The sequence below is a fragment of the Kaistella solincola genome, from assembly GCF_000812875.1.
Classification (GTDB): Bacteria; Bacteroidota; Bacteroidia; order Flavobacteriales; family Weeksellaceae; genus Kaistella; species Kaistella solincola.
In genome coordinates this window covers 1-22,832 of sequence record NZ_JSYK01000002.1, presented here as the reverse complement: position 1 = coordinate 22,832, position 22,832 = coordinate 1, and the positions used below count along the sequence as shown (strand labels likewise).

The following is a 22,832-nucleotide window of genomic DNA, read 5'->3' as shown; positions in this document are numbered from 1 at the left end:
TCACCAAAAGTTCATTTGGTCTTAATATTTAAACCCTTAAATTTGTCTTTAATATTCGACCATCATTAAATTTTTATTATGTTTAAAAATGTTTGTGCCATTTTTCTTGCCGTAATTTCTACTGGCATTTCTGCCCAAAAAAGCAAAGCTCCACAGCTGGAAAGACCAAAACTGGTCGTCGGCCTCGTGGTAGACCAAATGCGCTGGGATTATCTCTACCGCTATTACGATAAATACCAGAACGATGGTTTTAAAAAGTTGCTGAAGGAAGGTTATTCGCTGAATAATGTTCATATTAATTACGTGCCGACCTATACCGCGGTTGGTCACACAACGGTTTATACCGGTTCCGTTCCTGCAATTCACGGCATCGCCGGTAACGACTGGTTCGATAAAAAAACCGGAAAAAATGTGTACTGTACAACCGATGAAAGCGTGCAGCCCGTTGGAAGCACAAGCACAAAATCGGGCAGCCATTCACCGAAAAATTTATGGTCAACCACAATTACGGATGAACTGATGTTGGCTACCAATTTTCAGGCTAAAGTTGTTGGAGTTTCACTGAAAGACCGCGCTTCCATTTTACCTGCGGGCCACAATCCGACTGGCGCGTATTGGTTTGATGATTCCACCGGAAATTTCATCACCAGCACTTATTATATGAATGATTTACCAAAATGGATGAAAGATTTCAATGCGCAGAAAAATCCTGATCAATTGGTAAAAAATGGTTGGAATACTTTGCTGCCGATCACTGAATATATCGAAAGTTCACCGGATAATTCACCGTGGGAAGGACTTCTTGGCAGCGCGAAAACACCAACTTTTCCATACAGTAACCTTGCTGCAGACTATCAGGCAAACCGCGACGTCATCCGTTCTACACCATTTGGAAATACCTTGACAATAAAAGCTGCGGAAGCAGCCATCAAAGGTGAAAATTTGGGCGCCGATGCCATAACCGATTTTCTTGCCGTAAATTTAGCTTCCACCGATTACGGCGGACATAAATTTGGTCCCAATGCCATTGAGGTTGAAGATATTTATTTGCGCTTAGACCGCGACCTTACGGATTTTTTCAAATATTTGGATAAAACCGTCGGTAAAAATCAGTACACTGTTTTTCTTTCTGCTGATCACGGTGGCGCACATGCACAAGGTTTTATGGCAGAACATAAAATGGCGACCGGATTTTACGGCGAAGACAACAAAGAATTTAATGAAAAGCTGAAAACCAAATTCAAAGCTGATAAATTGGTTTCAAAAGTAACCAATAATCAGGTTTATCTGGATGATCAGGTCATTGATGACAATAAATTAAATGCTGACGAAGTAAAACAATATCTCATCGATATTTTAAACAAAGACAAATCGGTTTTATTTGCGGTGGATATGAAAAAAGCCGGCGCAGCAACAATTCCGGAGCCTTTACGTTCCCGAATCGTAAACGGTTACACCTGGCAGCGCAGCGGCGATATTCAGGTGATTTACCGCGATTCCTGGTTGCCGACTTATTCTAAACTGGGAACTACGCACGGCGCGTGGAATTCCTACGATTCTCACATTCCTTTAATTTTTATGGGTTGGGGGATTCAGCCGGGCGAAACCAACAAAGAGTATCACATGACAGATATTGCACCAACGTTATCGTCGTTATTGCGAATTCAGTTTCCAAGCGGGAACATTGGGAATCCAATTGTAGAAGCCATTGGGAAATAACAGAATTAAAAGAAAGCCGCCTTTTAGCGACTTTCCTTATTTTAGGAAAGTTCCAACAAAAATTTCTGGCTAAAACAGCATTTTTTTCTGGTTTTCCAAAATGAAAAAATTCGCCGCTAAAACGTCAAAAAATTCAGGAATCTTTTTTTACATAAAATGAAAAAATTACCGCTTTTAACGGCCAATTTTTTTTTTATAAAATTCAAAACAAAAAAAACCGCCTTTAAAAGCGGTTTTTTTATATTTCAAAATAAATTACTTACTTCTATCTGGCGGATAATTCGCCATAATTTCAGCCACGATTTCGGGAATTTGCTTTTGTTTAGATTTCGGTGAGTCTACAGAAATTCCGCTTCCCGTTCCTTGCCAAACCAGTTTTTGCGTTCTCGCGTCAATTAAATCCAGTACCAGTGAACCTTGGTTGTAATTGGAAGTCCAGGTTCTGTTAACACCAAATCCGTAACCGAAAGGTCCGCCCCAGCCGTACATTCCGAAAGGTCGTGTTCCCTGGATGTCCTGAATTTTCTTGTGGTTTGCTTTCACGTTCACAATTAAATCCGGAGTTTCAGAAACGCTTAAACCTTTGGTTTGCAGTTGCTTGGAAACCTCGTTCAGCACACGGTCTTTGTCAATATCGTTGAGTTTCAAATCATCAATTCGTAATTTATACGTCTTGTAGGTATTGAAATTTGCGGTTTCTGCGTAATCAGATTTCACCTGAAAAGGGCTGCAGGAAGTAAGTCCCAGCGTGGCAGAAGCCAATAATAGTAAGATATATTTTTTGCTCATGACCTTGTATGTTTTTTTTGTTTTTAAAATTTTTTTCGGGCCTTTTTACGGCTTTTTTCCGTTTTTACCACTTTTTTTAAAGGTGTCCGTTTTTTTATCATAGCCGTACGGGCAGTGTTTGCAGCCACTTTTGCAGCAATAGCCGCGTTTCAGGTGGTAGGTTTCGGTAAACACTTTATAGCCTTGCTCGTTATAATAAAAGTCTACGTTTTCTTTGATATTTTTCGGGTACATAAGTTAAATCGGTTCGGCCAAATTAATATCTTTGTCACATGGTCTTCATTTGGCAACGACTTCTCAAAAATACGAAAATTTCAGGGATCACCCTTTTTCCCTTCATCATTTTGCGGAAACCCGAGTCGCGTGCGGATGCGGTTTTGCTGAATCACGAGAAAATCCATTTGCGCCAGCAGGCTGAACTGCTCGTCATTTTCTTTTATATCTGGTACGTCGTCGAGTATTATTACCTGGTTTTTAAGCTGAAAAATAAATTTCTGGCGTACAAATCCATTTCATTTGAGCGCGAAGCGTATGCAATGGAAAACGATCTGGATTATTTGAAAACCCGAAAATTCTGGAGCTTCCGGAAGTATTTTTTGGAGCAATAATTTGGGCGCTTTTTTCCGCCTTGTCATCCTGAGCTTGTCGACGGATTCCGCTTCCGCGGCGGCGGAGAGCTATGTTCAATTTGGGGCGCGGAATTTTCCGAAACTATTAACGATAAAAGTAGTTCTTGATAATTACATTTCGTTAACTTTTGCTAAATTAGTGAAATATACCCAATACATTACATGAAAGCAAATCTATTTTATTTGGTCTTCGCATTTTGTTTCTTTCAAAACTGTAATGACGTCGAAACCCAGTCTGAAACGCCACAAATTGAACAACAATCCTCAAACAATGTTGGAAGTGATTACGATTCTGCTGAACCGATGAATAATTCTTCCGGGCGAGAAAATGAAATTTCTCTTGGACTTCTAAATATAGATAAAAAACCTTTTCGAGCAACCTTAAATATAGGCGTTGAAGACTTTATGTATCTTTCCAATTTAAACATTACTGAAGCTGAAAATTTTTTGGAAAGTAAAAATTGGTTTTTTTTGTCTAAAAAAGTAAACGTTTTAACAGATACAGGAACAGACTTTATTGCAAAGGCAGTGGAAGATATTAACGAAGGGACTGTAATAAAGTACAGAAACGGCAGTGAAGATTCAGATTGCATATTTCATTTTAAGTCTTCTGGAGATACAAAGCTTTCTATAGAAACAACTAACCACCATAATTACACTATGTTTATTAATGAATTAAACGAACTGGGATTTACAAGCGTTGGTGATGGTGATAACTTTTTGCCGTATTCAAATAGGTTGTATGTTGGGGATCTGTTGCAGTTAGATATAAATGCAAGAAGGTATAAAAAAAACAGCTTTAAAATTGACGTTATTACTGAAATTAGCTCACCAATTTTGGAGCTTAAAAAATCCTCAAATAGTGGTGATGGATATGATTATATTTATAATGAAAATGTTAAAGTTTATTCTTATTACATTAGAAAAGTGGTGGACTAGTAATAGATTTGAAAATTACTATGAAAATTCCCTCCATTCAAATTCCCATCACCGAAATTCCTCTTGAAAAAAATATTCAGCTTTTCCTGAAAAGAGAAGACCTGATTCATCCGCACATTTCCGGAAATAAATATTGGAAGTTGTTTTATAACATTAATAATTATCTCGCAAAAAGCCCGGAGAATCCTTTGCTTATTACTTTTGGCGGCGCTTTTTCAAACCATATTGCCGCGGTCGCCGCGCTCGGAAAAGAAGAAAATATTCCAACTTTAGGGATTATCCGCGGTGAAGAACTACAGCAAAAATGGCGCGAAAATCCAACTTTAAAACTGGCACACGATAATGGAATGCAGTTCCGCTTCGTACCTCGGGAAGTTTACCGAAAAAAGGCGCTTTTAAGCCGGAATTTTTCTGAGGAATTTCCCGGTGCTTTACTTATTCCCGAAGGCGGCACTAACGAATTTGCGGTGAACGGAATTCAGCACATGCTTCCGGAGCAAACAAAAAGTTTTGATTATCTTTGCACCGCAGTCGGAACCGGCGGAACAGTTGCCGGAATTTCAAAGTTTGCAGAGGAAAATCAGCAGGTTTTAGGTTTTAAAACAGTCGATGATTCTTCTTTGAATGAAACTGTTTTTGAACTTTCGGAACGGAGAAATTTCAAACTTCTGGAAGCGCACGACGGCGGTTATGGTAAAATAAGCGAAGAAAATATCCGTTTTATCAATAATTTTAAAGCGAAATTTGACATTCAGCTCGATCCGGTTTATACCGGACAAATGATGCGTCACCTTTTTAAAATGATTGAAAACGATTATTTCCAGCCTGGAAGCAAGATTTTAGCCTTTCACACCGGCGGTTTACAGGGAATTTTTGGCGCTAATGAATTGCTGAAAAAGCAGAAAAGAGAATTGATAAAAATAGGTTAATTTACCGCCTAATTTTTTGCTTAAAATTGTTGGAAATAGGTTTCCTGAAAACAAGCTTCCAACGGATGATTAGAAAATCTTTCGAAGTCATTAAAAATAATATATGAAGAAAATATTTTTTGCTCTTACGGTTATAATTTTTGCAAAATTTCATGCGCAAACCTGGAAAACAGATGAGCAATATATCCAGAAATTCGCGCCGTACGCCGTGGAAGAAATGGAAAAGTATAAAATTCCGGCTTCAATTACTTTAGCGCAGGGACTTTTGGAAACCGGTGGCGGACAAAGCCGTTTGGCGCAGCAGGGAAACAATCATTTCGGCATTAAATGCAAGGAGGACTGGACAGGGAAAACAATGAAACACACCGATGACGCGCCCAATGAATGTTTCCGCGTTTACGACGATCCGCGCGATTCTTACGAAGATCACTCGAAATTTCTGGCTTTCCGTAAATATTACGTGAACCTATTCAAGCTGGACATGACGGATTATAAAGCCTGGGCGCACGGTTTAAAAAAAGCCGGTTACGCAACCAATCCGCGCTACGCTTATATTCTCATCGATAAAATTGAAAAGAATAAGCTTTATGAATTCGACAAAACCAATTCAAAAGAAGTTTTATACGCTGTTTTGAAAATGTATCCGGAGCTGAAAAACGACAAAATTTTTATGGCGCAGCTGGATCAAAGCCGCGTTTCTGCCAAACCCGTAACCGTAAAAGTTCCGTATGAGCAGGTTTCCTACGCGAAACAGCAGAAAAACGTAGATAAACTGGTAGAAAGAGCGGAAACCCTGAAATCTATTTTAATAAAAAGTCATCCAAATGGCGGTAAAAAATTCGTAATAATTCCAGACGATGTCGCTTTAGAAGCCATTTCCAAGAAATTCGGAATTTCAGAAAGCCGTTTGATGAGCTGGAATGAACTCGACGGAAATCAGCTTCGCAGAAATGATATTTTGTTTTTAGAATCAAAATCATCTTCGGGAAATGTTGCAAAATATAAGGCGCAAGCCGGTGAATCAATGCATGATATTGCACAAAAATTCGGCATCAAGCTTAAAAAATTATATTCCAAAAACAGAATGGACTTCGGTCAGCAACCCCGCGCCGGACAACTGATGTATCTGCAAAGCAAAAAACCACGGAAATAAATTGTTAATTATCAATTATCAACTTTCAATTTTCCACTTAAAGAAACTATTAAAAAATGTTATACCAAAGAAGTTCAGCGCTCTTCGATGAGGCTTATCAATATATTCCAGGCGGTGTAAATTCACCGGTCCGCGCTTTCAAATCCGTCGGTGGCGTACCGGTTTTTATGAAATCGGCGCAGGGTGCATATCTTACGGATGTTGATGATAATCAGTATATTGACTATATAAATTCCTGGGGGCCGGCGATTTTAGGGCACACACACCCGGAAGTTTTGGAATCGATAAAAAAGCAGGCAGAAAAGGGTTTTTCCTACGGAACACCAACTGAACTTGAAACTGAAATCGCAAAATATATTGTAGAAAATGTGCCGAATATCGACCAGATCAGAATGGTTTCTTCAGGTACAGAAGCCTGTATGAGCGCAATCCGTTTGGCTCGTGGTTTTACCGGACGGAATAAATTCATCAAATTCGAAGGTTGTTACCACGGACATTCCGATTCTTTTTTAATTAAAGCGGGTAGTGGCGCTGCAACTTTCGGAAATCCGAACTCTCCGGGCGTAACTCCGGGAACAGCAAAAGATACTTTAACCGCGAAATATAATGATATTGAACAAGTTGCAGATTTATTCCGCCTTAACGAAGGTGAAATTGCCGCAATTATCGTGGAACCGGTTGCCGGAAATATGGGCTGCGTTTTGCCGGAAAATAATTTTCTTCAAAAATTACGTGCTTTATGCGACGAAAACGGCGCTTTGCTCATTTTCGATGAAGTGATGACCGGCTTCCGTTTGGCTTTCGGTGGTGCGCAGGAAGTTTATAATGTGAAAGCAGATTTGGTTACTTTCGGAAAAGTCATCGGCGGAGGTTTGCCGGTTGGTGCTTTTGCGGGCCGAAACGAAATTATGGACCATCTTGCACCAAAAGGCGCGGTGTACCAAGCGGGAACTTTAAGTGGAAATCCCCTTGCAATGCGTGCTGGTTTAACCACTTTGCAGATCATTAAAAATGATGAAAACTTCTACGAAAATTTAAATAAAACTACAGAAACTTTAGATTTTGAAATCGGTAAAATTTTGAATTCAAAAGGTATTGAACACAAAATCAACAGAAAAGGAGCGATGATGAGCGTTTTTTTCCACATCAACGCGGTTTCTAATTTCGACGATGCAGCGAAAGCAAACCATGCTTTGTTCAATAATTTCTTCCACCAGCTTTTGGCAAACGGAATTTATCTTCCGCCGAGCGGTTATGAAACCTGGTTTATTTCTTCGGCCATTACCGAAAAGGAAATCAGCAAAACTTTGGAAGTGATTCAAAAATTTGAATATTCATAAAAATTCCGGGCTGATCAGGCATTTTTTTCTATTTTACAAAACGAAAAAAATTGCCGTTTTAGGAGCAAATTTTTTAGAAATAAATTAGTAAAAAAAGCCATTCAACTTGTAATGGCTTTTTTATTTTTTAACGAGAATTAAATTCTCGCGCGTTCATATTGTATTGGAAAATCGCACTCGGCGTCCGCTTCAAAAGAACCTTGGATTGCTAAATACGGATTTCTCAAGATTTCTCTAGCCACAAATATTAAATCAGCTTCACCTTTTTTCAAGATTTCTTCGGCTAATTCGGCGGTTTTTATCAAACCTACAGCGCCGGTTTTCATGCCGGTTTCTTGCTTAATCTTTGCCGCAAGCGGAACCTGGTAACCGTCAAATAAGTTGATTTTCGCACCGTGAATATTTCCGCCACTGGAAACATCCATTAAATCGACATTTTTAGTTTGTAAAATTCTTGCGAGTTCCACACTTTCGTCGATGTCCCAACCGTTTTCAGCATATTCCGTTCCGGAAATTCGTACAAATAGCGGGTTATTTTCATCAAGCAATTCGTTCACCGCATCCACAATTTCCAGCAAAAAGCGCATTCTGTTTTTGAAACTTCCGCCGTATTCATCGGTTCTCACATTTGATAGCGGCGACATAAACTGGTGAATTAAATAGCCGTGTGCAGCGTGAATTTCAATTAAATCAAAACCTGCGTCTAAAGCGCGGCGCGCAGCATCTTTAAAATCCTGAACCAGTTTTTTAATTTCGGGAATGGTGAGCGCATGTGGACGCCGTTCACCTTCAGCATAAGGAATTTCCGACGGCGCAACAGTTTGCCAACCTTCTTCCAGCGAAAGTTGTTTTCCGTTCCAGGTAGAAGCTTTTCTACCCGCATGACCTAACTGAATTCCGACTTTAGTTTTAGAATTTTCGTGGATAAAACCGACAATTTTTTTAAAACCTTCCGCCTGTTCATCGTTCCAAAGTCCGGCACATTTGTGTGTAATTCTGCCTTCGGGCACAACACCGGTTGCTTCCACGATTAGAAGTCCGGTGCCGCCTTGTGCGCGGCTTGCATAATGCACGAAATGAAAATCGTTCGGCAAACCGTTTTCGCAGGAATACATGCACATTGGCGACATTACCCAACGGTTTTGAAGTTCTAGATTTCTGAATTTGATCGGAGTGTATAATATCATAAATAACTTTTTTAACAAGCCAAATTTATGAAAACTCACGTTGAGTAGTTAGAGGCTTACAAAATTATAGCTCTCCAAAACATAATTATTTTAAATGGTTTTAAATATAAGCCGCTAAAAGGGTTATTTTTTTCAGTTTTTACGAACATCTATGTGTGACGTAAGGTACGCATTGAATATTCCATTAAGATGATTGGCAATAAATTCTTCTTCCTCCTGAACGCAGACTGCGAGTAGTGTTGCCGCCTTCGGATAATCCAGTTTTATCGCAAGATGCGCAAGGCCGCCGTAGGTTGCGATTTTATAATAGGTAAGTTTTTGCGTCACAAGAACAAGTGCAACTTCCCAGTTTTGAAGATCATCCGCAAAATGCGCCAAATGATTTACAGCTTCGCACAATATAGCATCTATAGCCTCGCATTTTTTTCGTTCTGGCAAATCGCCCTTGAACTCAAAGATTTTGCGAAGTCTGCTCAGGTGCTTAAGATGAATTCCAAAATGTTCCGTTAGAATTCCATGTAGGTCTGAGGACGAAATATTATTTTCTACTTTGCTGTATTCTTCTTCAATTAAATTTTCCGCGTCATACATTTCCTGGAGGGAATTTAAAAAGAAAATTTCTAATTCTGAACGTGAGCTCAGCGGCATATCTTTAATCACGGGTGCAACCCGCTTATTATTTTTTTTCATAAGCAAAGCTTTCCGGCTGTTAACCATTGGAACCGGAAAATTTACGACGCAATACTACAAAATCTGTTACAGAGCAAGGGGAGTCTTTTCACGGTATTTTTGTGTTATATCTATTACACAGGAATATAACTTCTAAACTTCATCTCATTAAATTTCGTGCCGATTGTTTCTTTTCCATATATAAAGTGAAAACCTGTAAATTTTGTAAAAATCAGTTATCTTTACTCCTCTATTTTTATTACATGCAAAAAGAACATACAATAACGTTCGAATCGATTGACAGTTACGGCGAACTGAACGAAATGGAAAAAACACTTTTCGATAAAGCAATGTCCTCGCGAAACACCGCGTACGCACCATATTCCGATTTTACAGTTGGTTGTGCAATTTTGCTCGAAAACGGCGAAATTATTACCGGAAGTAACCAGGAAAATGCTGCATATCCCTCAGGATTGTGTGCTGAAAGAACTACGATTTTTTACACCGGAGCAAATTTCCCGGATGTAAAAATTAAAAAACTTTTCGTCATAGGTGCGCCCAGAAATGCTTCAACTTCAATCCCAATTCCGCCGTGTGGCGCTTGCCGTCAGGCAATTTTAGAATATGAAGCCAAGCAGAAAGACGAGATCGAAATTTATTTCGCTTCACTTGGTGGTGCGATTTACAAAACAAAATCCATTCGCGAGTTGTTGCCGTTTTCATTTGACGCCTCTTATCTTTAAATTTTCTGAATGAGAATTGCTGCCATCGACATAGGAAGTAACGCCGCGAGACTTTTAATTAACGAAGTAACGGAACCTAAAAAAGGAAAACCGCAGTTCACCAAACTGAATTTGTTGCGCATTCCGCTGCGCCTTGGAATGGACGTTTTTACCACCGGAAAAATCGGTACGGAACGCGAAAAAATGATTACCGATTCGATGAAAATTTTCAGCGATCTGATGAAAATTTATAAGGTGGAACATTTCCGTGCCTGCGCCACCAGCGCGATGCGCGACGCTAAAAACGGCCCGGAAATTATTAAAAAAGTGCAGGAATCGTCGGGAATTTCTATCGAAATAATTTCAGGTGACGAAGAAGCAGGATTGGTTTTTGAAAATCACGTTGCTGATTCGCTCGACAAAAGCTGCGCTTATCTTTATATTGACGTGGGCGGCGGTTCAACCGAACTGATGTTTTACGAAAACGGGGAAATGGCGTATGAAAAATCGTTTAACATCGGTACAATTCGTTTGTTGAATGGTTTGGTTTCGGAAGATTTGTGGAAGCAGATGAAAGAAGAAATCCGGAAAAACATCAACAGTACAAAACCCATTGTAGGGATTGGTTCCGGCGGAAACATCAACAAAATATTTTCGATGAGTAAAACGAAAGACGGAAAACCGATGTCGAGCGCATTTCTAAAAAAATATTATAAAGAAATGAAGGAACTTTCGGTGGCAGAGCGGATGAGCAAATTTAACATTCGTGAAGACCGCGCTGATGTTTTGGTGCCGGCCTTGCAGATTTACAACAACGTAATGGCGTGGAGCGAAATTGAAAAGATATTTGTTCCCAAAATTTCTGTTGCTGATGGTTTGGTCCACAGCATTTACGAAAATTTGCAAAAAAAGTAGCTTTTAGCCGGTTATTTTTTGCCGAGTTCTATAATTTCCAGGTTTTCAATCTGGTCGCCGTTGATTTCAAAACGCATCATGGTGCGCATTTGGTGCCAGCCCACTTTTCCCACGGCGCCGGGATTCAGGTGAAGTAATTTGTTTTTCTGGTCGTACATCGCTTTTAAAATATGCGAATGTCCGGAAATAAAAAGTTGAGGCTTTTTGATCTCAATTTCTGCTTTTGCCAACGGTGTGTATTTCCCGGGATAACCTCCGATGTGAACCATCAAAACTTCTAAATTTTCCACAGTAAAGCGCGAAACTTCGGGGAAAATCTTGCGGATTTCTGTACCGTCGATGTTGCCGTAAACGCCGCGCAAAGGTTTTATTTTTTCGAGCTTTTCAATGACTTCCAGATTTCCGAAATCGCCGCAATGCCAAATTTCATCAGCGTTTTTGGCATAATCTAAAATCCGGTCGTCCAAATAAGAATGCGAATCTGAAAGCAGAAGTATTTTCATGCGGTAAATTTCTTCTTTTTTATTTAAATTTTCGAAAAGAAATGCATTTGGAAAATCGAAAAAACCTTCAAATAGCAGCGAATTTTTACTTTAAAATTTGGATGGAAAAATGATTTTTCTAAAACGGAAAAAAAACCTCCAAATAGCACGGAATTTTTTTGTAAAAGAAGAAATAACCTGACTTGTAGCCCCGATTGCAATGGATCCCGAAAGTTCGGGAGCAATGGAAAGCGGGAACCCATCTTCGGGCTCATAACCCAGCTTTCTTGCTCCTAAAAATTCCGTAAATTTGCACGCAATGAGGTATTGTATTCAGTTTTCGTATTCGGGAAAAAATTACTTTGGCTACCAAATTCAGCCGGGAGAAATTTCCGTGCAGGAGGTTTTGGAAAAGGCTTTCTCCACGATTTTGCGTGAAAAAATTAAAATTACCGGCGCCGGACGCACCGACACGGGCGTGCACGCGAAGAAAATGTTCGCGCATTTTGATGTGGAAAAAAGCGTGGGCGAAAATTTCAGCTATCAAATGAACAGTTTTTTGCCAAAAGATATTGCGGTGAAAAGAATTTTTCGGGTTAAAGATGACTTTCACGCGCGGTTTGATGCGACTTTCCGGACTTATGAATATTATATTTCGCTGGAAAAAAATCCGTTTACGCAGGATTCTGCGTGGCAAATGTGGAAGCGAACGTTGGATGTTGAAAAAATGAATGAAGCGTGCGAATTTCTGCTGAAACATCAGGATTTTACGAGTTTCTCCAAACTTCACACCCAAAATAAAACCAATAACTGCAAAATTTATTCGGCCTTCTGGGAGCAAAATAATTCGGAATTAAAATTTACAATTTCAGCAGACCGCTTTTTAAGAAATATGGTGCGTGCGATTGTCGGAACGATGGTGGAAATCGGAAACGGAAAACTGAAACCGGAAGATCTGGACCGCATAATTGCTGAAAAAAACCGCAATTCCGCCGGAACTTCGGCGCCAGCGCAAGGGTTGTTTTTGGTTGAGGTTGGATACGATTTTAGTTGAGAGTTGAGAGTGGTCAGTGATCAGTTGTCAGTAGTTAGTGATCAGTAGTCAGTGTACAGTTGACGGTCGACAGTGGAAAGTTTTTAACTATTAACTATCAACTTCATCCTCCATAGATCATCCTTCGCCCCGCCTTCACCAAACTTTTCCGTATTTTTGCAGAGAATTACGAACAAATGAAGAAACAATCGACCTGGGAAATAATAAAGCGGCTTTTTGTAATCGGGATGAAATTTCGGTCTTGGTTTTTGCTTACGCTGGCGATTTCCATTGTTCTTTCGGTAATTTCTACCTATCGGCCTTACCTTACGATGCTGATTGTGGACACGGATATCATTGAGCTGCGCGACAAAGGGCTGATGATGAAACACATTTATATCCTGATTGCACTGGTTTTTGGTGAAACCATTCTGAATTTTTTCCTGGTTTATTTTTCAAATTTTATTTCGCAGAATGTAATCCGCGATATCCGCGAACGGCTGTATCATAAACTCATTTATTTCCGAACCTCGTTCTTTGATAAAACCGCAATTGGTCAGCTTGTAACGCGCGCTGTTGGCGACGTAGAAACAATTGCAACCGTTTACACCGACGGATTTTTAATGGTTTTCGGTGATATTTTGCGCATCGTTTTTGTGTTGGTGATGATGTTCCAGGTGGATGTTCACCTGAGTTATATTTCGCTTGTGATTTTACCTTTAATGGTCGTGATTACGCGGTTTTTCCAGAAACGGCTGAAAAAAGCTTTCGGTGATGAAAGAACGTGGACTGCAAACCAGAATTCTTTTGTTCAGGAAAGACTTTCCGGAATGTCAATTGTGCAGGTTTTTAACCGAGAAGAAGCTGAATTTAAAAAATTTGATGATATTAATATCACGCTGAAAAGCGCATTGCTGAAAACGGTTTTTATATTTTCACTTTTTTTCCCGGTTGTAGAGCTTATTTCTTCGCTTTTTATAGGATTCATCTTGCTTTACGGCGGTTTTATTACCATAAAAGCCGGCGCGGTGATCGCATTTATTCAATATATTTCAATGCTTATTCGTCCGCTTCGCCAGATCGCGGACAGATTTAACAATATTCAGCGCGGAATTGTGGGTGCTGAACGGGTTTTGGGTGTGATGGATGAAGATTTTGCCATGCCGAATACCGGAACAATTGCAAAGTCGCATTTTGAAGGAAAAATTGAATTTAGAGATGTTCATTTCTCCTATGATGAAAAACAGGAAGTTTTAAAGGGAATTAGTTTTAAGGTAAATCCGGGTGAAACCGTGGCTATTGTGGGCGCGACCGGCGCCGGAAAATCTACCATTATAAGCTTAATCACCAGATTGTATGATGTAAATTCGGGACAGATTTGCCTGGATGATGTCGATCTAAAGAATTACGAACTTTATAATTTGCGCAGCCACATTGGTGTTGTTTTGCAGGATGTTTTTCTTTTCCACGGCAGTATTTACGAAAATCTGGCTTTCGGTGATGAGTCGGTGACGTTGGAAAAAATAAAAAAGGTTGCTAAAGATATCGAGGTTGACGAGTTCATCGAAAGTTTGCCCGGCGGTTACGATTATGTCGTGCGCGAGCGTGGTTCTTCGATTTCATTAGGACAAAGACAATTGCTGTCATTCCTGCGCGCTTATCTTTCGGACCCGAAAATTTTAATCTTGGATGAAGCTACTTCTTCAATCGATCATGAAAGCGAGAAATTGATTCAGCGCGCTACGGAGAAAATCACCAAAAACAGAACTTCGATAATCATTGCGCACCGACTTTCTACCATCGAAAAAGCGGACAAAATTATTGTCATGGATCAGGGTAAAATTGTGGAAGAAGGAAAACATGACGAATTATTGGCGCAAAACGGCTATTATTCCACATTGTACCGCGCGCAGCTAAAAGTTGAAGTTGAAGCGGAATAGAAGTTTTCAGCAGAAATTTTTAAAATTTAATCAAAAAAATATCCGGCTAAATGACCGGATTTTTCTGTTATAGAAATATTTTAATTTCCAACTACTGTGCGCACGTTTACAAATTCTTTCAGTGCAACGAGCGAAAGTTCCGTTCCGTAGCCGGAAGATTTTGTGCCGCCAAAAGGTAAGCGCGGATCAGAACTCGAGCTTTTATTCACGCTGATGGTTCCGGCTTCCAAGTTATCGATGAAAAACTGCTGCCTTATTTTGTCGTTCGTCCAGACAGAATCTGATAAACCGAACGTAATATCATTCGCCAAAGTCACCGCGTGCTGATCATCATCGGCGATCATCACCATTCCAACCGGCCCGAAAAGTTCTTCCTGCAAAATTGGATTTCCGGAATTTACCTTGATTAAGCCCGGAATAAATTCGTTTTCCGAAATGCGCTTGAGTGGCAAAATAATTTCAGCACCGTTTTTCAGGGCTTTTTCATATTGTTTTTCCAAATCATCGGCAAGATCTGGGCGCGCCATTCCCGCGAGATTGGTTTCTTTATTGAAAGGATTACTAGCAACATATTTCTGATATTCATTAATGAAAATCGGCAGAAATTCTTCTTCAATATTTTCTTGAATAATAAAACGTTTCGCGGCATTGCAGGCTTGTCCGCAATTTGCGAGTCGGGAATTGGCGCCGCTTTCTGCGGCTTTCTGAAAATCGGCGTCATCTAAAACGATAAATGCATCGCTGCCGCCCAGTTCCAGCAAAGATTTTTTAATGTATTTTCCGGCGATCGCGGCAACTTCGCCACCGGCTTTTTCGCTTCCGGTTAAACTGACGCCTTTAACAATGGGATTTTCGAGCACTTTTTTCACTTCGGCATGACCAATTTCAAGATTCTGAAAAACGCCTTCGGGAAAACCGGCTTTTAAAAATAAATCTTCGATAGCATTTCCGCTGCCGAAACAAATGGAAGCATGCTTTAAAACCACTGTATTTCCGGCTAAAATTGCGGGAATAGCGAAACGTAGTGCCTGCCAGAATGGAAAATTCCACGGCATTATGCCTAAAATTACACCTTTAGGCACAAATTGAATTTCCGAAACGCGGAATTCTGTTTCCACTTTATCAGGTTGAAGAATATTTTCCGCTTCCGCGTAATAGCGAATCATCAAAGCGCATTTGTGAATTTCCGCGATGGACTGCGTGATGGGTTTGTTCATTTCGGTGGTGATAATTTTTCCGAAATTTTCCGCTTCCAAATCCAGAATTTTTGCCATTTCAGCAAGCAATTTTTGCTTTTCGGGAAACGGGACCTTTTTCCAGGTTTCGAAAGTTTCCTGCGCGGTCTGTAATTTATTATTGATGTCCATTTTTCTGTTATATATAGAGAGTGAATTTTTTGGATGTGATTTTTGTAAATCAGCTATTCACAAATTTAAGGAATTGAGAGGGAAAAATTCATCGAGTGCGGCAATGGTGATTATTTTGAAATTCATCATTTAAAGCCGGTTTCATTAGTCATAATTTAGAAACAGTATTAAATGGCTGTAATACTTTGAGGATCGCAATATTTTAATTATTTTTGAGCAATAAAAATTAACAGAATGAATGCACCGGCCGAATTAAAGTACACCAAAGACCACGAGTGGGTTAGGATTGAAGGTAACACAGCAACCATCGGGATTACCGATTTTGCGCAGGGCGAATTGGGCGATATTGTTTTCGTGGATGTAGACTCGGTTGACGATGAATTATCCGCGGGCGACGTTTTCGGAAGCGTAGAAGCTGTGAAAACGGTTTCCGATCTTTTCTTGCCGCTTTCGGGAACTGTTTCTGAGTTCAACAGCGAGCTGGAAGATCAGCCGGAGCTATTAAATACCGATCCGTATGGAGCTGGCTGGATTATAAAGCTGGAGCTGAAAGACGATGCCGACCGTTCGGAATTGTTGAGTGCTGAAGAATACCAGGCTTCACTTGGATAAAATTTCAAAAATATTTAGTAAGATTTTGCCCATTTACTGGGCATTTCTTACTTATATGCTTTTGCGTCCGGGTGTGGAAAACATGGAATTTCCTTTCATGTTCAGCGGAATTGATAAAATTTTACACCTGAGTATTTTCGCGTTGTTGGGCTTTTGCTTTATGTGCGCGTTTCCGCGGATTAAGTTTTCTTACTTCTTACAGATCATGATTATTTATGGTCTTTTAACCGAAATTCTGCAGGACGAGATGGGTTTTGGCCGCTCGCTGGAATTTTTGGATCTTATTGCCGATACTGTTGGCGTGCTTATGGGCTATTGGGTTTTCCAGCAGCTGAAAAAAGTTTCTTTTTAAGCGGGTAAATTTTTACCGGTAATATCCACCTTTTTTATACTATACATATGTAATAGACAGTGGTGAAATATCCTTTGATTTAATCTTTCATTTTCCCAATTTATTTATTGCCGGTTGTTTTGGTGTTTTTTTTCTTCTCTGTATAATAGTGTGGTGGAATCTTTGATTTAAAATTTTTCACATTATTTAATTTTTCTGCCGGTTGTGTTGAGGTCCTTTGCTTCTATATATAATAGTGTAGCTGAAGTGAAATTTTTTCCTCGTTTATCATTTTAAATTTTGCCGGTTATTTTGGCAATTTTCTCACAATATTCTAAGTTACTTTTTCGTTTTATATAAGCTTCGGAATTAAGTTCAAAAAAATTCCTGCTATTTGCGGCAATTTTCTGGCTTTAGACGCCGGCAAAATTTCATATTTAGGTTTGATCCGGAAAAATACGGTGCTAAAGAGGCGGTTTTTTTGGGTTTAGATTGCAGGTTCAAGTCTAGAAATAGTAGAAAAGGATGCTCAAACTTATGGGAACAGATAAAGTGGATAACTTTGAAGTTTGAATAAATTATTGTGGAGTAGGAAGTTAGGAAGAAGTTTGTAAACTTTATGAAAAAAGTTTTAGGGAAGGGTTGCATGGTATGTAAGGTGTCTGTATATTTGCACCACTCTAAAACAGAGTAGCGAAGTAGAAGGGCAGGAAGATAGAGAGTAAATGAAGAGACGAAAAGTTTTTTTATTTTATTTAAAAAAAAGCTTGCAGATTAAAAAAATGTTCTTATCTTTGCAGTCCCAAATCGAGAGAGATGGGGAGCGAAGTTGGAGCGGGATTGAATTTTAGGAGTTGAGATTAGGGGTTAAAAAAACTTTTAAATTTTCTTCAAAAAGATTTGGTCATTTAAAATAAACTTTATACTTTTGCACTCGCAATTCAGACGCACAACGACAGAAGATGTGACTGGAAATAAAGCGAAAAGAAGAGAGATCATTGACATACAAATAACAACCAAAAAAGTAAGGAAAAACTAAAGCGTCAATAACTTTGAGTGAGTCAGACAAACATACAATGGAGAGTTTGATCCTGGCTCAGGATGAACGCTAGCGGGAGGCCTAACACATGCAAGCCGAGCGGTAGAAGTCCTTCGGGACTTTGAGAGCGGCGTACGGGTGCGTAACACGTGTGCAACCTACCTTTATCAGGAGAATAGCCTTTCGAAAGGAAGATTAATACTCCATAATATATTGAATGGCATCATTTGATATTGAAAACTCCGGTGGATAGAGATGGGCACGCGCAAGATTAGATAGTTGGTGAGGTAACGGCTCACCAAGTCAATGATCTTTAGGGGTCCTGAGAGGGAGATCCCCCACACTGGTACTGAGACACGGACCAGACTCCTACGGGAGGCAGCAGTGAGGAATATTGGACAATGGGTGAGAGCCTGATCCAGCCATCCCGCGTGAAGGATGACGGTCCTATGGATTGTAAACTTCTTTTGTATAGGAATAAACCTACTCTCGTGAGAGTAGCTGAAGGTACTATACGAATAAGCACCGGCTAACTCCGTGCCAGCAGCCGCGGTAATACGGAGGGTGCAAGCGTTATCCGGATTTATTGGGTTTAAAGGGTCCGTAGGCGGACCGATAAGTCAGTGGTGAAATCTCATAGCTTAACTATGAAACTGCCGTTGATACTGTCGGTCTTGAGTAAATTTGAAGTGGCTGGAATAAGTAGTGTAGCGGTGAAATGCATAGATATTACTTAGAACACCAATTGCGAAGGCAGGTCACTAAGATTTAACTGACGCTGAGGGACGAAAGCGTGGGGAGCGAACAGGATTAGATACCCTGGTAGTCCACGCCGTAAACGATGCTAACTCGTTTTTGGGGCGCAAGCTTCAGAGACCAAGCGAAAGTGATAAGTTAGCCACCTGGGGAGTACGTCCGCAAGGATGAAACTCAAAGGAATTGACGGGGGCCCGCACAAGCGGTGGATTATGTGGTTTAATTCGATGATACGCGAGGAACCTTACCAAGACTTAAATGGGAAATGACAGGTTTAGAAATAGACCCTTCTTCGGACATTTTCCAAGGTGCTGCATGGTTGTCGTCAGCTCGTGCCGTGAGGTGTTAGGTTAAGTCCTGCAACGAGCGCAACCCCTGTCACTAGTTGCTAACATTCAGTTGAGGACTCTAGTGAGACTGCCTACGCAAGTAGAGAGGAAGGTGGGGATGACGTCAAATCATCACGGCCCTTACGTCTTGGGCCACACACGTAATACAATGGCCGGTACAGAGGGCAGCTACCTAGCGATAGGATGCAAATCTCGAAAGCCGGTCTCAGTTCGGATTGGAGTCTGCAACTCGACTCTATGAAGCTGGAATCGCTAGTAATCGCGCATCAGCCATGGCGCGGTGAATACGTTCCCGGGCCTTGTACACACCGCCCGTCAAGCCATGGAAGTCTGGGGTACCTGAAGTCGGTGACCGTAAAAGGAGCTGCCTAGGGTAAAACAGGTAACTAGGGCTAAGTCGTAACAAGGTAGCCGTACCGGAAGGTGCGGCTGGAACATCTCATTTTTGAGACTCTTCGTTAGGGGAGTATAAACAAACAAAACGGTACTTTAGTACCAGAGCACTTGCTCGAAGTTATGCTTTAGTTTTTCTTTATTTGGTTGCTATTTATAAAATATACCCACTAGAAATTAGTATTAGGGAGGAGAGATAATTAACGGTTATTAATTAATAATTATTAATTAGAGAGAGTCTCGTAGCTCAGCTGGTTAGAGCGCTACACTGATAATGTAGAGGTCGGCAGTTCGAGCCTGCCCGAGACTACTGATTGAAGCGGTAGGCAATATTTCTTAGGCAGTAAGCATAAAGCTTATGGCTTATGGCTTAAAGCATACAGCAACTAGAGGGGAATTAGCTCAGTTGGCTAGAGCGCCTGCCTTGCACGCAGGAGGTCAAGGGTTCGACTCCCTTATTCTCCACCAGGTTACAGTAAAAAGTAACAAGAACAGAAGATATTTACTTACAGATTTAAGAATTATGCCGCTAGGAGGCGAAATAAACTGAGTAATCGGGTTATTTGATAGGATCGAGACCTATATTATTCACGTATTACAACTTTAGTTTCAAAGTGACGGAAAGAGCCAAAAACAATTTCTGTTTACTAAGGAAGTAGTAAGATATATGATCATTGACATTAACGATAAGAACATCACAAAGAGAAAACCGAGCACTTTCGAGTGCCGAGTTTAAATAAAACTAGTTTAACACGGTTGTGTTAGACAAAAAAACTGAACTAATATATTATTAGGAAAGAAATCGTTAAGGGCGTATGGCGGATGCCTAGGCTTTCAGAGGCGAAGAAGGACGTGGTAAGCTGCGAAAAGCTGCGGGGATCGGCACACACGAATTGATCCGCAGATGTCCGAATGGGGCAACCCGGCTGGTTGAAGATCAGTCACTCTAATTTATTAGAGAGCAAACCCGGAGAACTGAAACATCTAAGTACCCGGAGGAAAAGAAATCGAAGAGATTCCGTAAGTAGTGGCGAGCGAAAGCGGATTAGCCCAAAAGTCTTTATATGTTTAGAAGAATGTTCTGGAAAGAACAGCCATAGAGGGTGATAGCCCCGTAATTGAAAGGCATATTTGGATGATAAATGAGTAGGGCGGGACACGTGAAATCCTGTCTGAATATGGGGGGACCATCCTCCAAGGCTAAATACTCCTGAAAGACCGATAGTGAACAAGTACTGTGAAGGAAAGGTGAAAAGCACTTCGAATAGAAGGGTGAAAGAGAACCTGAAACCGTACGCCTACAAGCGGTCGGAGCCCACAAGTTGGGTGACGGCGTGCCTTTTGCATAATGAGCCTACGAGTTAATTTTACTAGCGAGCTTAAGTACTTCAGGTACGGAGGCGGAGCGAAAGCGAGTCTGAATAGGGCGCTTAGTTAGTAGGATTAGACGCGAAACCTTGTGATCTACCCATGGGCAGGTTGAAGCTTTGGTAACACAAAGTGGAGGACCGAACCGGTTGACGTTGAAAAGTCTTCGGATGACTTGTGGGTAGGGGTGAAAGGCCAATCAAACTGGGAGATAGCTCGTACTCCCCGAAATGCATTTAGGTGCAGCGTTGCAATATAGTTTATTAGAGGTAGAGCTACTGATTGGATGCGGGGGTTTCATCGCCTACCAATTCCTGACAAACTCCGAATGCTAATAAATGTTCTGCAGCAGTGAGGGCATGGGTGCTAAGGTCCATGTCCGAGAGGGAAAGAACCCGGACCAACAGCTAAGGTCCCCAAATCTATACTAAGTTGAAATAACGCGGTTGAACTGCATTGACAGCTAGGATGTTGGCTTGGAAGCAGCCATTCATTTAAAGAGTGCGTAACAGCTCACTAGTCGAGCGGTTCGGCATGGATAATAATCGGGCATAAGTATAGTACCGAAGCTATGGATTTATAACTTTTGAGTTATATCTGGTAGGGGAGCATTCTGTTTGCACAGAAGCAGGGTCGTGAGGCCTTGTGGAGCGGACAGAAAAGAAAATGTAGGCATAAGTAACGATAAAGCGGGCGAGAAACCCGCTCACCGAAAGACTAAGGTTTCCTCAGCCATGCTAATCAGCTGAGGGTTAGTCGGGACCTAACGCGAACCCGAAAGGGGAAGTGGATGGACAATGGGTTAATATTCCCATACTTGCTCACACTAAAAAGGGGACGGAGTGCCGTACTTACTGAAGACTGACGGAATAGTCAAGACCTAGCCTTCGGGCGAAGTTGTTGTAGGGAAAGTGCTTCCAAGAAAAGCCGAAGTGAAGCAACCCGTACCAAAACCGACACAGGTAGTCGAGGAGAGAATCCTAAGGTGCTAGAGTGAATCATGGTTAAGGAACTAGGCAAAATAGTCTCGTAACTTCGGAAGAAGGGACGCCAGCAGCAATGCTGGCCTCAGTAAAGAGGCCCAGGCGACTGTTTATCAAAAACACAGGACTCTGCTAAATCGAAAGATGCTGTATAGGGTCTGACACCTGCCCGGTGCTGGAAGGTTAAGGAAGGTTGTTAGCGCAAGCGAAGCAATTAACTGAAGCCCCAGTAAACGGCGGCCGTAACTATAACGGTCCTAAGGTAGCGAAATTCCTTGTCGGGTAAGTTCCGACCTGCACGAATGGTGTAACGATCTGGGCACTGTCTCAACCATGAGCTCTGTGAAATTGTAGTCTCGGTGAAGATGCCGAGTACCCGCAATGGGACGAAAAGACCCTGTGAACCTTTACTATAACTTCGTATTGACTTTGAATAAACAATGTGTAGGATAGGTGGGAGACTTTGAAGCTGGCACGCTAGTGTCGGTGGAGTCAACGTTGAAATACCACCCTTTGTTTATTTGGAGCCTAACTTCTTAACGGAAGGACACTGCGTGGTGGGTAGTTTGACTGGGGTGGTCGCCTCCAAAAGAGTAACGGAGGCTTTCAAAGGTACCCTCAGCACGCTTGGTAACCGTGCGTAGAGTGTAATGGCATAAGGGTGCTTGACTGTGAGACCTACAAGTCGATCAGGTGCGAAAGCAGGACATAGTGATCCGGTGGTTCCGTATGGAAGGGCCATCGCTCATAGGATAAAAGGTACTCCGGGGATAACAGGCTAGTCTCCCCCAAGAGCTCATATCGACGGGGAGGTTCGGCACCTCGATGTCGGCTCGTCACATCCTGGGGCTGGAGAAGGTCCCAAGGGTTGGGCTGTTCGCCCATTAAAGTGGCACGCGAGCTGGGTTCAGAACGTCGTGAGACAGTTCGGTCTCTATCTATTGCGGGCGTTAGATGTTTGAGAGGGCTTGAATCTAGTACGAGAGGACCGATTTGAACAAACCTCTGGTGTATCAGTTGTTCCGCCAGGAGCACCGCTGAGTAGCTACGTTTGGAAAGGATAAGCACTGAAAGCATATAAGTGCGAAACCTGCCTCAAGATGAGACATCTTTTAAGGGTCGTTGGAGATGACAACGTTGATAGGCTATAGGTGTAAAGGCAGCAATGTCATAGCCGAGTAGTACTA

The 22,832-nt window shown here is 41.2% G+C and carries 18 protein-coding genes, 2 tRNA genes and 2 rRNA genes; 16 read left to right on the top strand and 6 right to left on the bottom strand.

All coding sequences use genetic code 11. The annotated features are described in order from the left end of the window. Positions 1-78 precede the first annotated feature (78 nt). Positions 79-1,719, top strand: coding sequence for an alkaline phosphatase PafA (gene pafA, locus OA84_RS00990; RefSeq protein ID WP_052252052.1), 1,641 nt, complete (start codon positions 79-81; stop codon positions 1,717-1,719). Between the two features lie 255 nt (positions 1,720-1,974). On the opposite strand, the gene OA84_RS00985 is transcribed toward pafA, so the two are convergent. Together OA84_RS00985 and OA84_RS00980 are read right to left on the bottom strand one after the other, a co-directional pair. Next, positions 1,975-2,508, bottom strand: coding sequence for a DUF4136 domain-containing protein (locus OA84_RS00985; protein WP_039341105.1), 534 nt, complete (start codon positions 2,506-2,508; stop codon positions 1,975-1,977). Between the two features lie 45 nt (positions 2,509-2,553). Further along, a complete protein-coding gene (locus tag OA84_RS00980; RefSeq protein ID WP_039341103.1) occupies positions 2,554-2,742 on the bottom strand; it encodes a DUF5522 domain-containing protein in 189 nt (62 codons plus the stop codon). Positions 2,743-2,780: 38 nt separating this feature from the next. Here OA84_RS00980 and OA84_RS00975 point away from each other — a divergent pair, with 38 nt between their 5' ends. The 5 genes from OA84_RS00975 to hemL all read left to right on the top strand — a co-directional run bounded on the left by OA84_RS00975 (position 2,781) and on the right by hemL (position 7,498). Further along, complete coding sequence (locus OA84_RS00975; RefSeq protein WP_039341101.1) at positions 2,781-3,116, top strand: hypothetical protein; 336 nt, start codon at positions 2,781-2,783, stop codon at positions 3,114-3,116. A 183-nt stretch (positions 3,117-3,299) separates the two neighbouring features. Then, positions 3,300-4,076, top strand: coding sequence for a hypothetical protein (locus OA84_RS00965; protein ID WP_039341097.1), 777 nt, complete (start codon positions 3,300-3,302; stop codon positions 4,074-4,076). A 20-nt stretch (positions 4,077-4,096) separates the two neighbouring features. Further along, complete coding sequence (locus OA84_RS00960) at positions 4,097-5,005, top strand: 1-aminocyclopropane-1-carboxylate deaminase/D-cysteine desulfhydrase (protein ID WP_039341095.1); 909 nt, start codon at positions 4,097-4,099, stop codon at positions 5,003-5,005. A gap of 103 nt (positions 5,006-5,108) precedes the next feature. Then, positions 5,109-6,158 (top strand): glucosaminidase domain-containing protein, encoded by a 1,050-nt coding sequence (locus tag OA84_RS00955; RefSeq protein WP_039341092.1) that lies wholly within the window; start codon positions 5,109-5,111, stop codon positions 6,156-6,158. Positions 6,159-6,214: 56 nt separating this feature from the next. Continuing rightward, complete coding sequence (hemL, locus tag OA84_RS00950; protein WP_039341089.1) at positions 6,215-7,498, top strand: glutamate-1-semialdehyde 2,1-aminomutase; 1,284 nt, start codon at positions 6,215-6,217, stop codon at positions 7,496-7,498. A gap of 137 nt (positions 7,499-7,635) precedes the next feature. Here hemL and OA84_RS00945 read toward each other — a convergent pair whose 3' ends face one another. Then, a complete protein-coding gene (locus tag OA84_RS00945) occupies positions 7,636-8,682 on the bottom strand; it encodes an NADH:flavin oxidoreductase/NADH oxidase (RefSeq protein WP_039342571.1) in 1,047 nt (348 codons plus the stop codon). Positions 8,683-8,817: 135 nt separating this feature from the next. After that, the gene (locus OA84_RS00940) at positions 8,818-9,375 is read right to left on the bottom strand and encodes a YciE/YciF ferroxidase family protein (RefSeq protein WP_169743472.1); all 558 of its coding nucleotides are present in this window, start codon (positions 9,373-9,375) and stop codon (positions 8,818-8,820) included. Between the two features lie 242 nt (positions 9,376-9,617). On the opposite strand from OA84_RS00940, the gene cdd reads away from it, so the two are divergent. Both cdd and OA84_RS00930 read left to right on the top strand, forming a co-directional pair. Then, complete coding sequence (gene cdd / locus OA84_RS00935; protein WP_039341083.1) at positions 9,618-10,097, top strand: cytidine deaminase; 480 nt, start codon at positions 9,618-9,620, stop codon at positions 10,095-10,097. A gap of 9 nt (positions 10,098-10,106) precedes the next feature. After that, entirely contained in the window at positions 10,107-10,991 is an 885-nt protein-coding gene (locus OA84_RS00930; RefSeq protein WP_039341080.1) for a Ppx/GppA phosphatase family protein, read from the top strand. Between the two features lie 11 nt (positions 10,992-11,002). On the opposite strand, the gene OA84_RS00925 is transcribed toward OA84_RS00930, so the two are convergent. Then, positions 11,003-11,494, bottom strand: coding sequence for a metallophosphoesterase family protein (locus OA84_RS00925; RefSeq protein WP_039341078.1), 492 nt, complete (start codon positions 11,492-11,494; stop codon positions 11,003-11,005). 298 nt (positions 11,495-11,792) lie between these two features. On the opposite strand from OA84_RS00925, the gene truA reads away from it, so the two are divergent. Both truA and OA84_RS00910 read left to right on the top strand, forming a co-directional pair. Next, positions 11,793-12,527 (top strand): tRNA pseudouridine(38-40) synthase TruA, encoded by a 735-nt coding sequence (gene truA / locus OA84_RS00915; protein ID WP_039341072.1) that lies wholly within the window; start codon positions 11,793-11,795, stop codon positions 12,525-12,527. 176 nt (positions 12,528-12,703) lie between these two features. Further along, positions 12,704-14,446 (top strand): ABC transporter ATP-binding protein, encoded by a 1,743-nt coding sequence (locus tag OA84_RS00910; RefSeq protein WP_039341070.1) that lies wholly within the window; start codon positions 12,704-12,706, stop codon positions 14,444-14,446. 80 nt (positions 14,447-14,526) lie between these two features. On the opposite strand, the gene OA84_RS00905 is transcribed toward OA84_RS00910, so the two are convergent. After that, positions 14,527-15,813: an aldehyde dehydrogenase family protein gene (locus OA84_RS00905; protein ID WP_039341067.1), complete on the bottom strand. Its 1,287-nt coding sequence runs from the start codon at positions 15,811-15,813 to the stop codon at positions 14,527-14,529. 234 nt (positions 15,814-16,047) lie between these two features. Here OA84_RS00905 and gcvH point away from each other — a divergent pair, with 234 nt between their 5' ends. The 6 genes from gcvH to OA84_RS00875 form a co-directional block, all read left to right on the top strand. Continuing rightward, a complete protein-coding gene (gene gcvH / locus OA84_RS00900; protein ID WP_039341062.1) occupies positions 16,048-16,425 on the top strand; it encodes a glycine cleavage system protein GcvH in 378 nt (125 codons plus the stop codon). A gap of 25 nt (positions 16,426-16,450) precedes the next feature. Continuing rightward, on the top strand, positions 16,451-16,777 hold the full coding sequence (locus tag OA84_RS00895) for a VanZ family protein (RefSeq protein WP_039342570.1): 327 nt from the start codon (positions 16,451-16,453) through the stop codon (positions 16,775-16,777). Positions 16,778-17,829: 1,052 nt separating this feature from the next. Further along, positions 17,830-19,346, top strand: a 16S ribosomal RNA gene (locus OA84_RS00890). Positions 19,347-19,530: 184 nt separating this feature from the next. After that, positions 19,531-19,604 (top strand) — tRNA-Ile (locus OA84_RS00885). An 81-nt stretch (positions 19,605-19,685) separates the two neighbouring features. Continuing rightward, positions 19,686-19,762: transfer RNA gene (locus OA84_RS00880), tRNA-Ala, on the top strand. Positions 19,763-20,089: 327 nt separating this feature from the next. After that, positions 20,090-22,832 (top strand): 23S ribosomal RNA (locus OA84_RS00875); the annotation flags it as partial.

Coding starts and splice junctions, on each gene's coding strand:
- pafA (WP_052252052.1), top strand. CDS start 79: ATGTTTAAAAATGTTTGTGCCATTTTTCTTGCCGTAATTTCTACTGGC.
- OA84_RS00985 (WP_039341105.1), bottom strand. CDS start 2,508: ATGAGCAAAAAATATATCTTACTATTATTGGCTTCTGCCACGCTGGGA.
- OA84_RS00980 (WP_039341103.1), bottom strand. CDS start 2,742: ATGTACCCGAAAAATATCAAAGAAAACGTAGACTTTTATTATAACGAG.
- OA84_RS00975 (WP_039341101.1), top strand. CDS start 2,781: ATGGTCTTCATTTGGCAACGACTTCTCAAAAATACGAAAATTTCAGGG.
- OA84_RS00965 (WP_039341097.1), top strand. CDS start 3,300: ATGAAAGCAAATCTATTTTATTTGGTCTTCGCATTTTGTTTCTTTCAA.
- OA84_RS00960 (WP_039341095.1), top strand. CDS start 4,097: ATGAAAATTCCCTCCATTCAAATTCCCATCACCGAAATTCCTCTTGAA.
- OA84_RS00955 (WP_039341092.1), top strand. CDS start 5,109: ATGAAGAAAATATTTTTTGCTCTTACGGTTATAATTTTTGCAAAATTT.
- hemL (WP_039341089.1), top strand. CDS start 6,215: ATGTTATACCAAAGAAGTTCAGCGCTCTTCGATGAGGCTTATCAATAT.
- OA84_RS00940 (WP_169743472.1), bottom strand. CDS start 9,375: ATGAAAAAAAATAATAAGCGGGTTGCACCCGTGATTAAAGATATGCCG.
- cdd (WP_039341083.1), top strand. CDS start 9,618: ATGCAAAAAGAACATACAATAACGTTCGAATCGATTGACAGTTACGGC.
- OA84_RS00930 (WP_039341080.1), top strand. CDS start 10,107: ATGAGAATTGCTGCCATCGACATAGGAAGTAACGCCGCGAGACTTTTA.
- OA84_RS00925 (WP_039341078.1), bottom strand. CDS start 11,494: ATGAAAATACTTCTGCTTTCAGATTCGCATTCTTATTTGGACGACCGG.
- truA (WP_039341072.1), top strand. CDS start 11,793: ATGAGGTATTGTATTCAGTTTTCGTATTCGGGAAAAAATTACTTTGGC.
- OA84_RS00910 (WP_039341070.1), top strand. CDS start 12,704: ATGAAGAAACAATCGACCTGGGAAATAATAAAGCGGCTTTTTGTAATC.
- OA84_RS00905 (WP_039341067.1), bottom strand. CDS start 15,813: ATGGACATCAATAATAAATTACAGACCGCGCAGGAAACTTTCGAAACC.
- gcvH (WP_039341062.1), top strand. CDS start 16,048: ATGAATGCACCGGCCGAATTAAAGTACACCAAAGACCACGAGTGGGTT.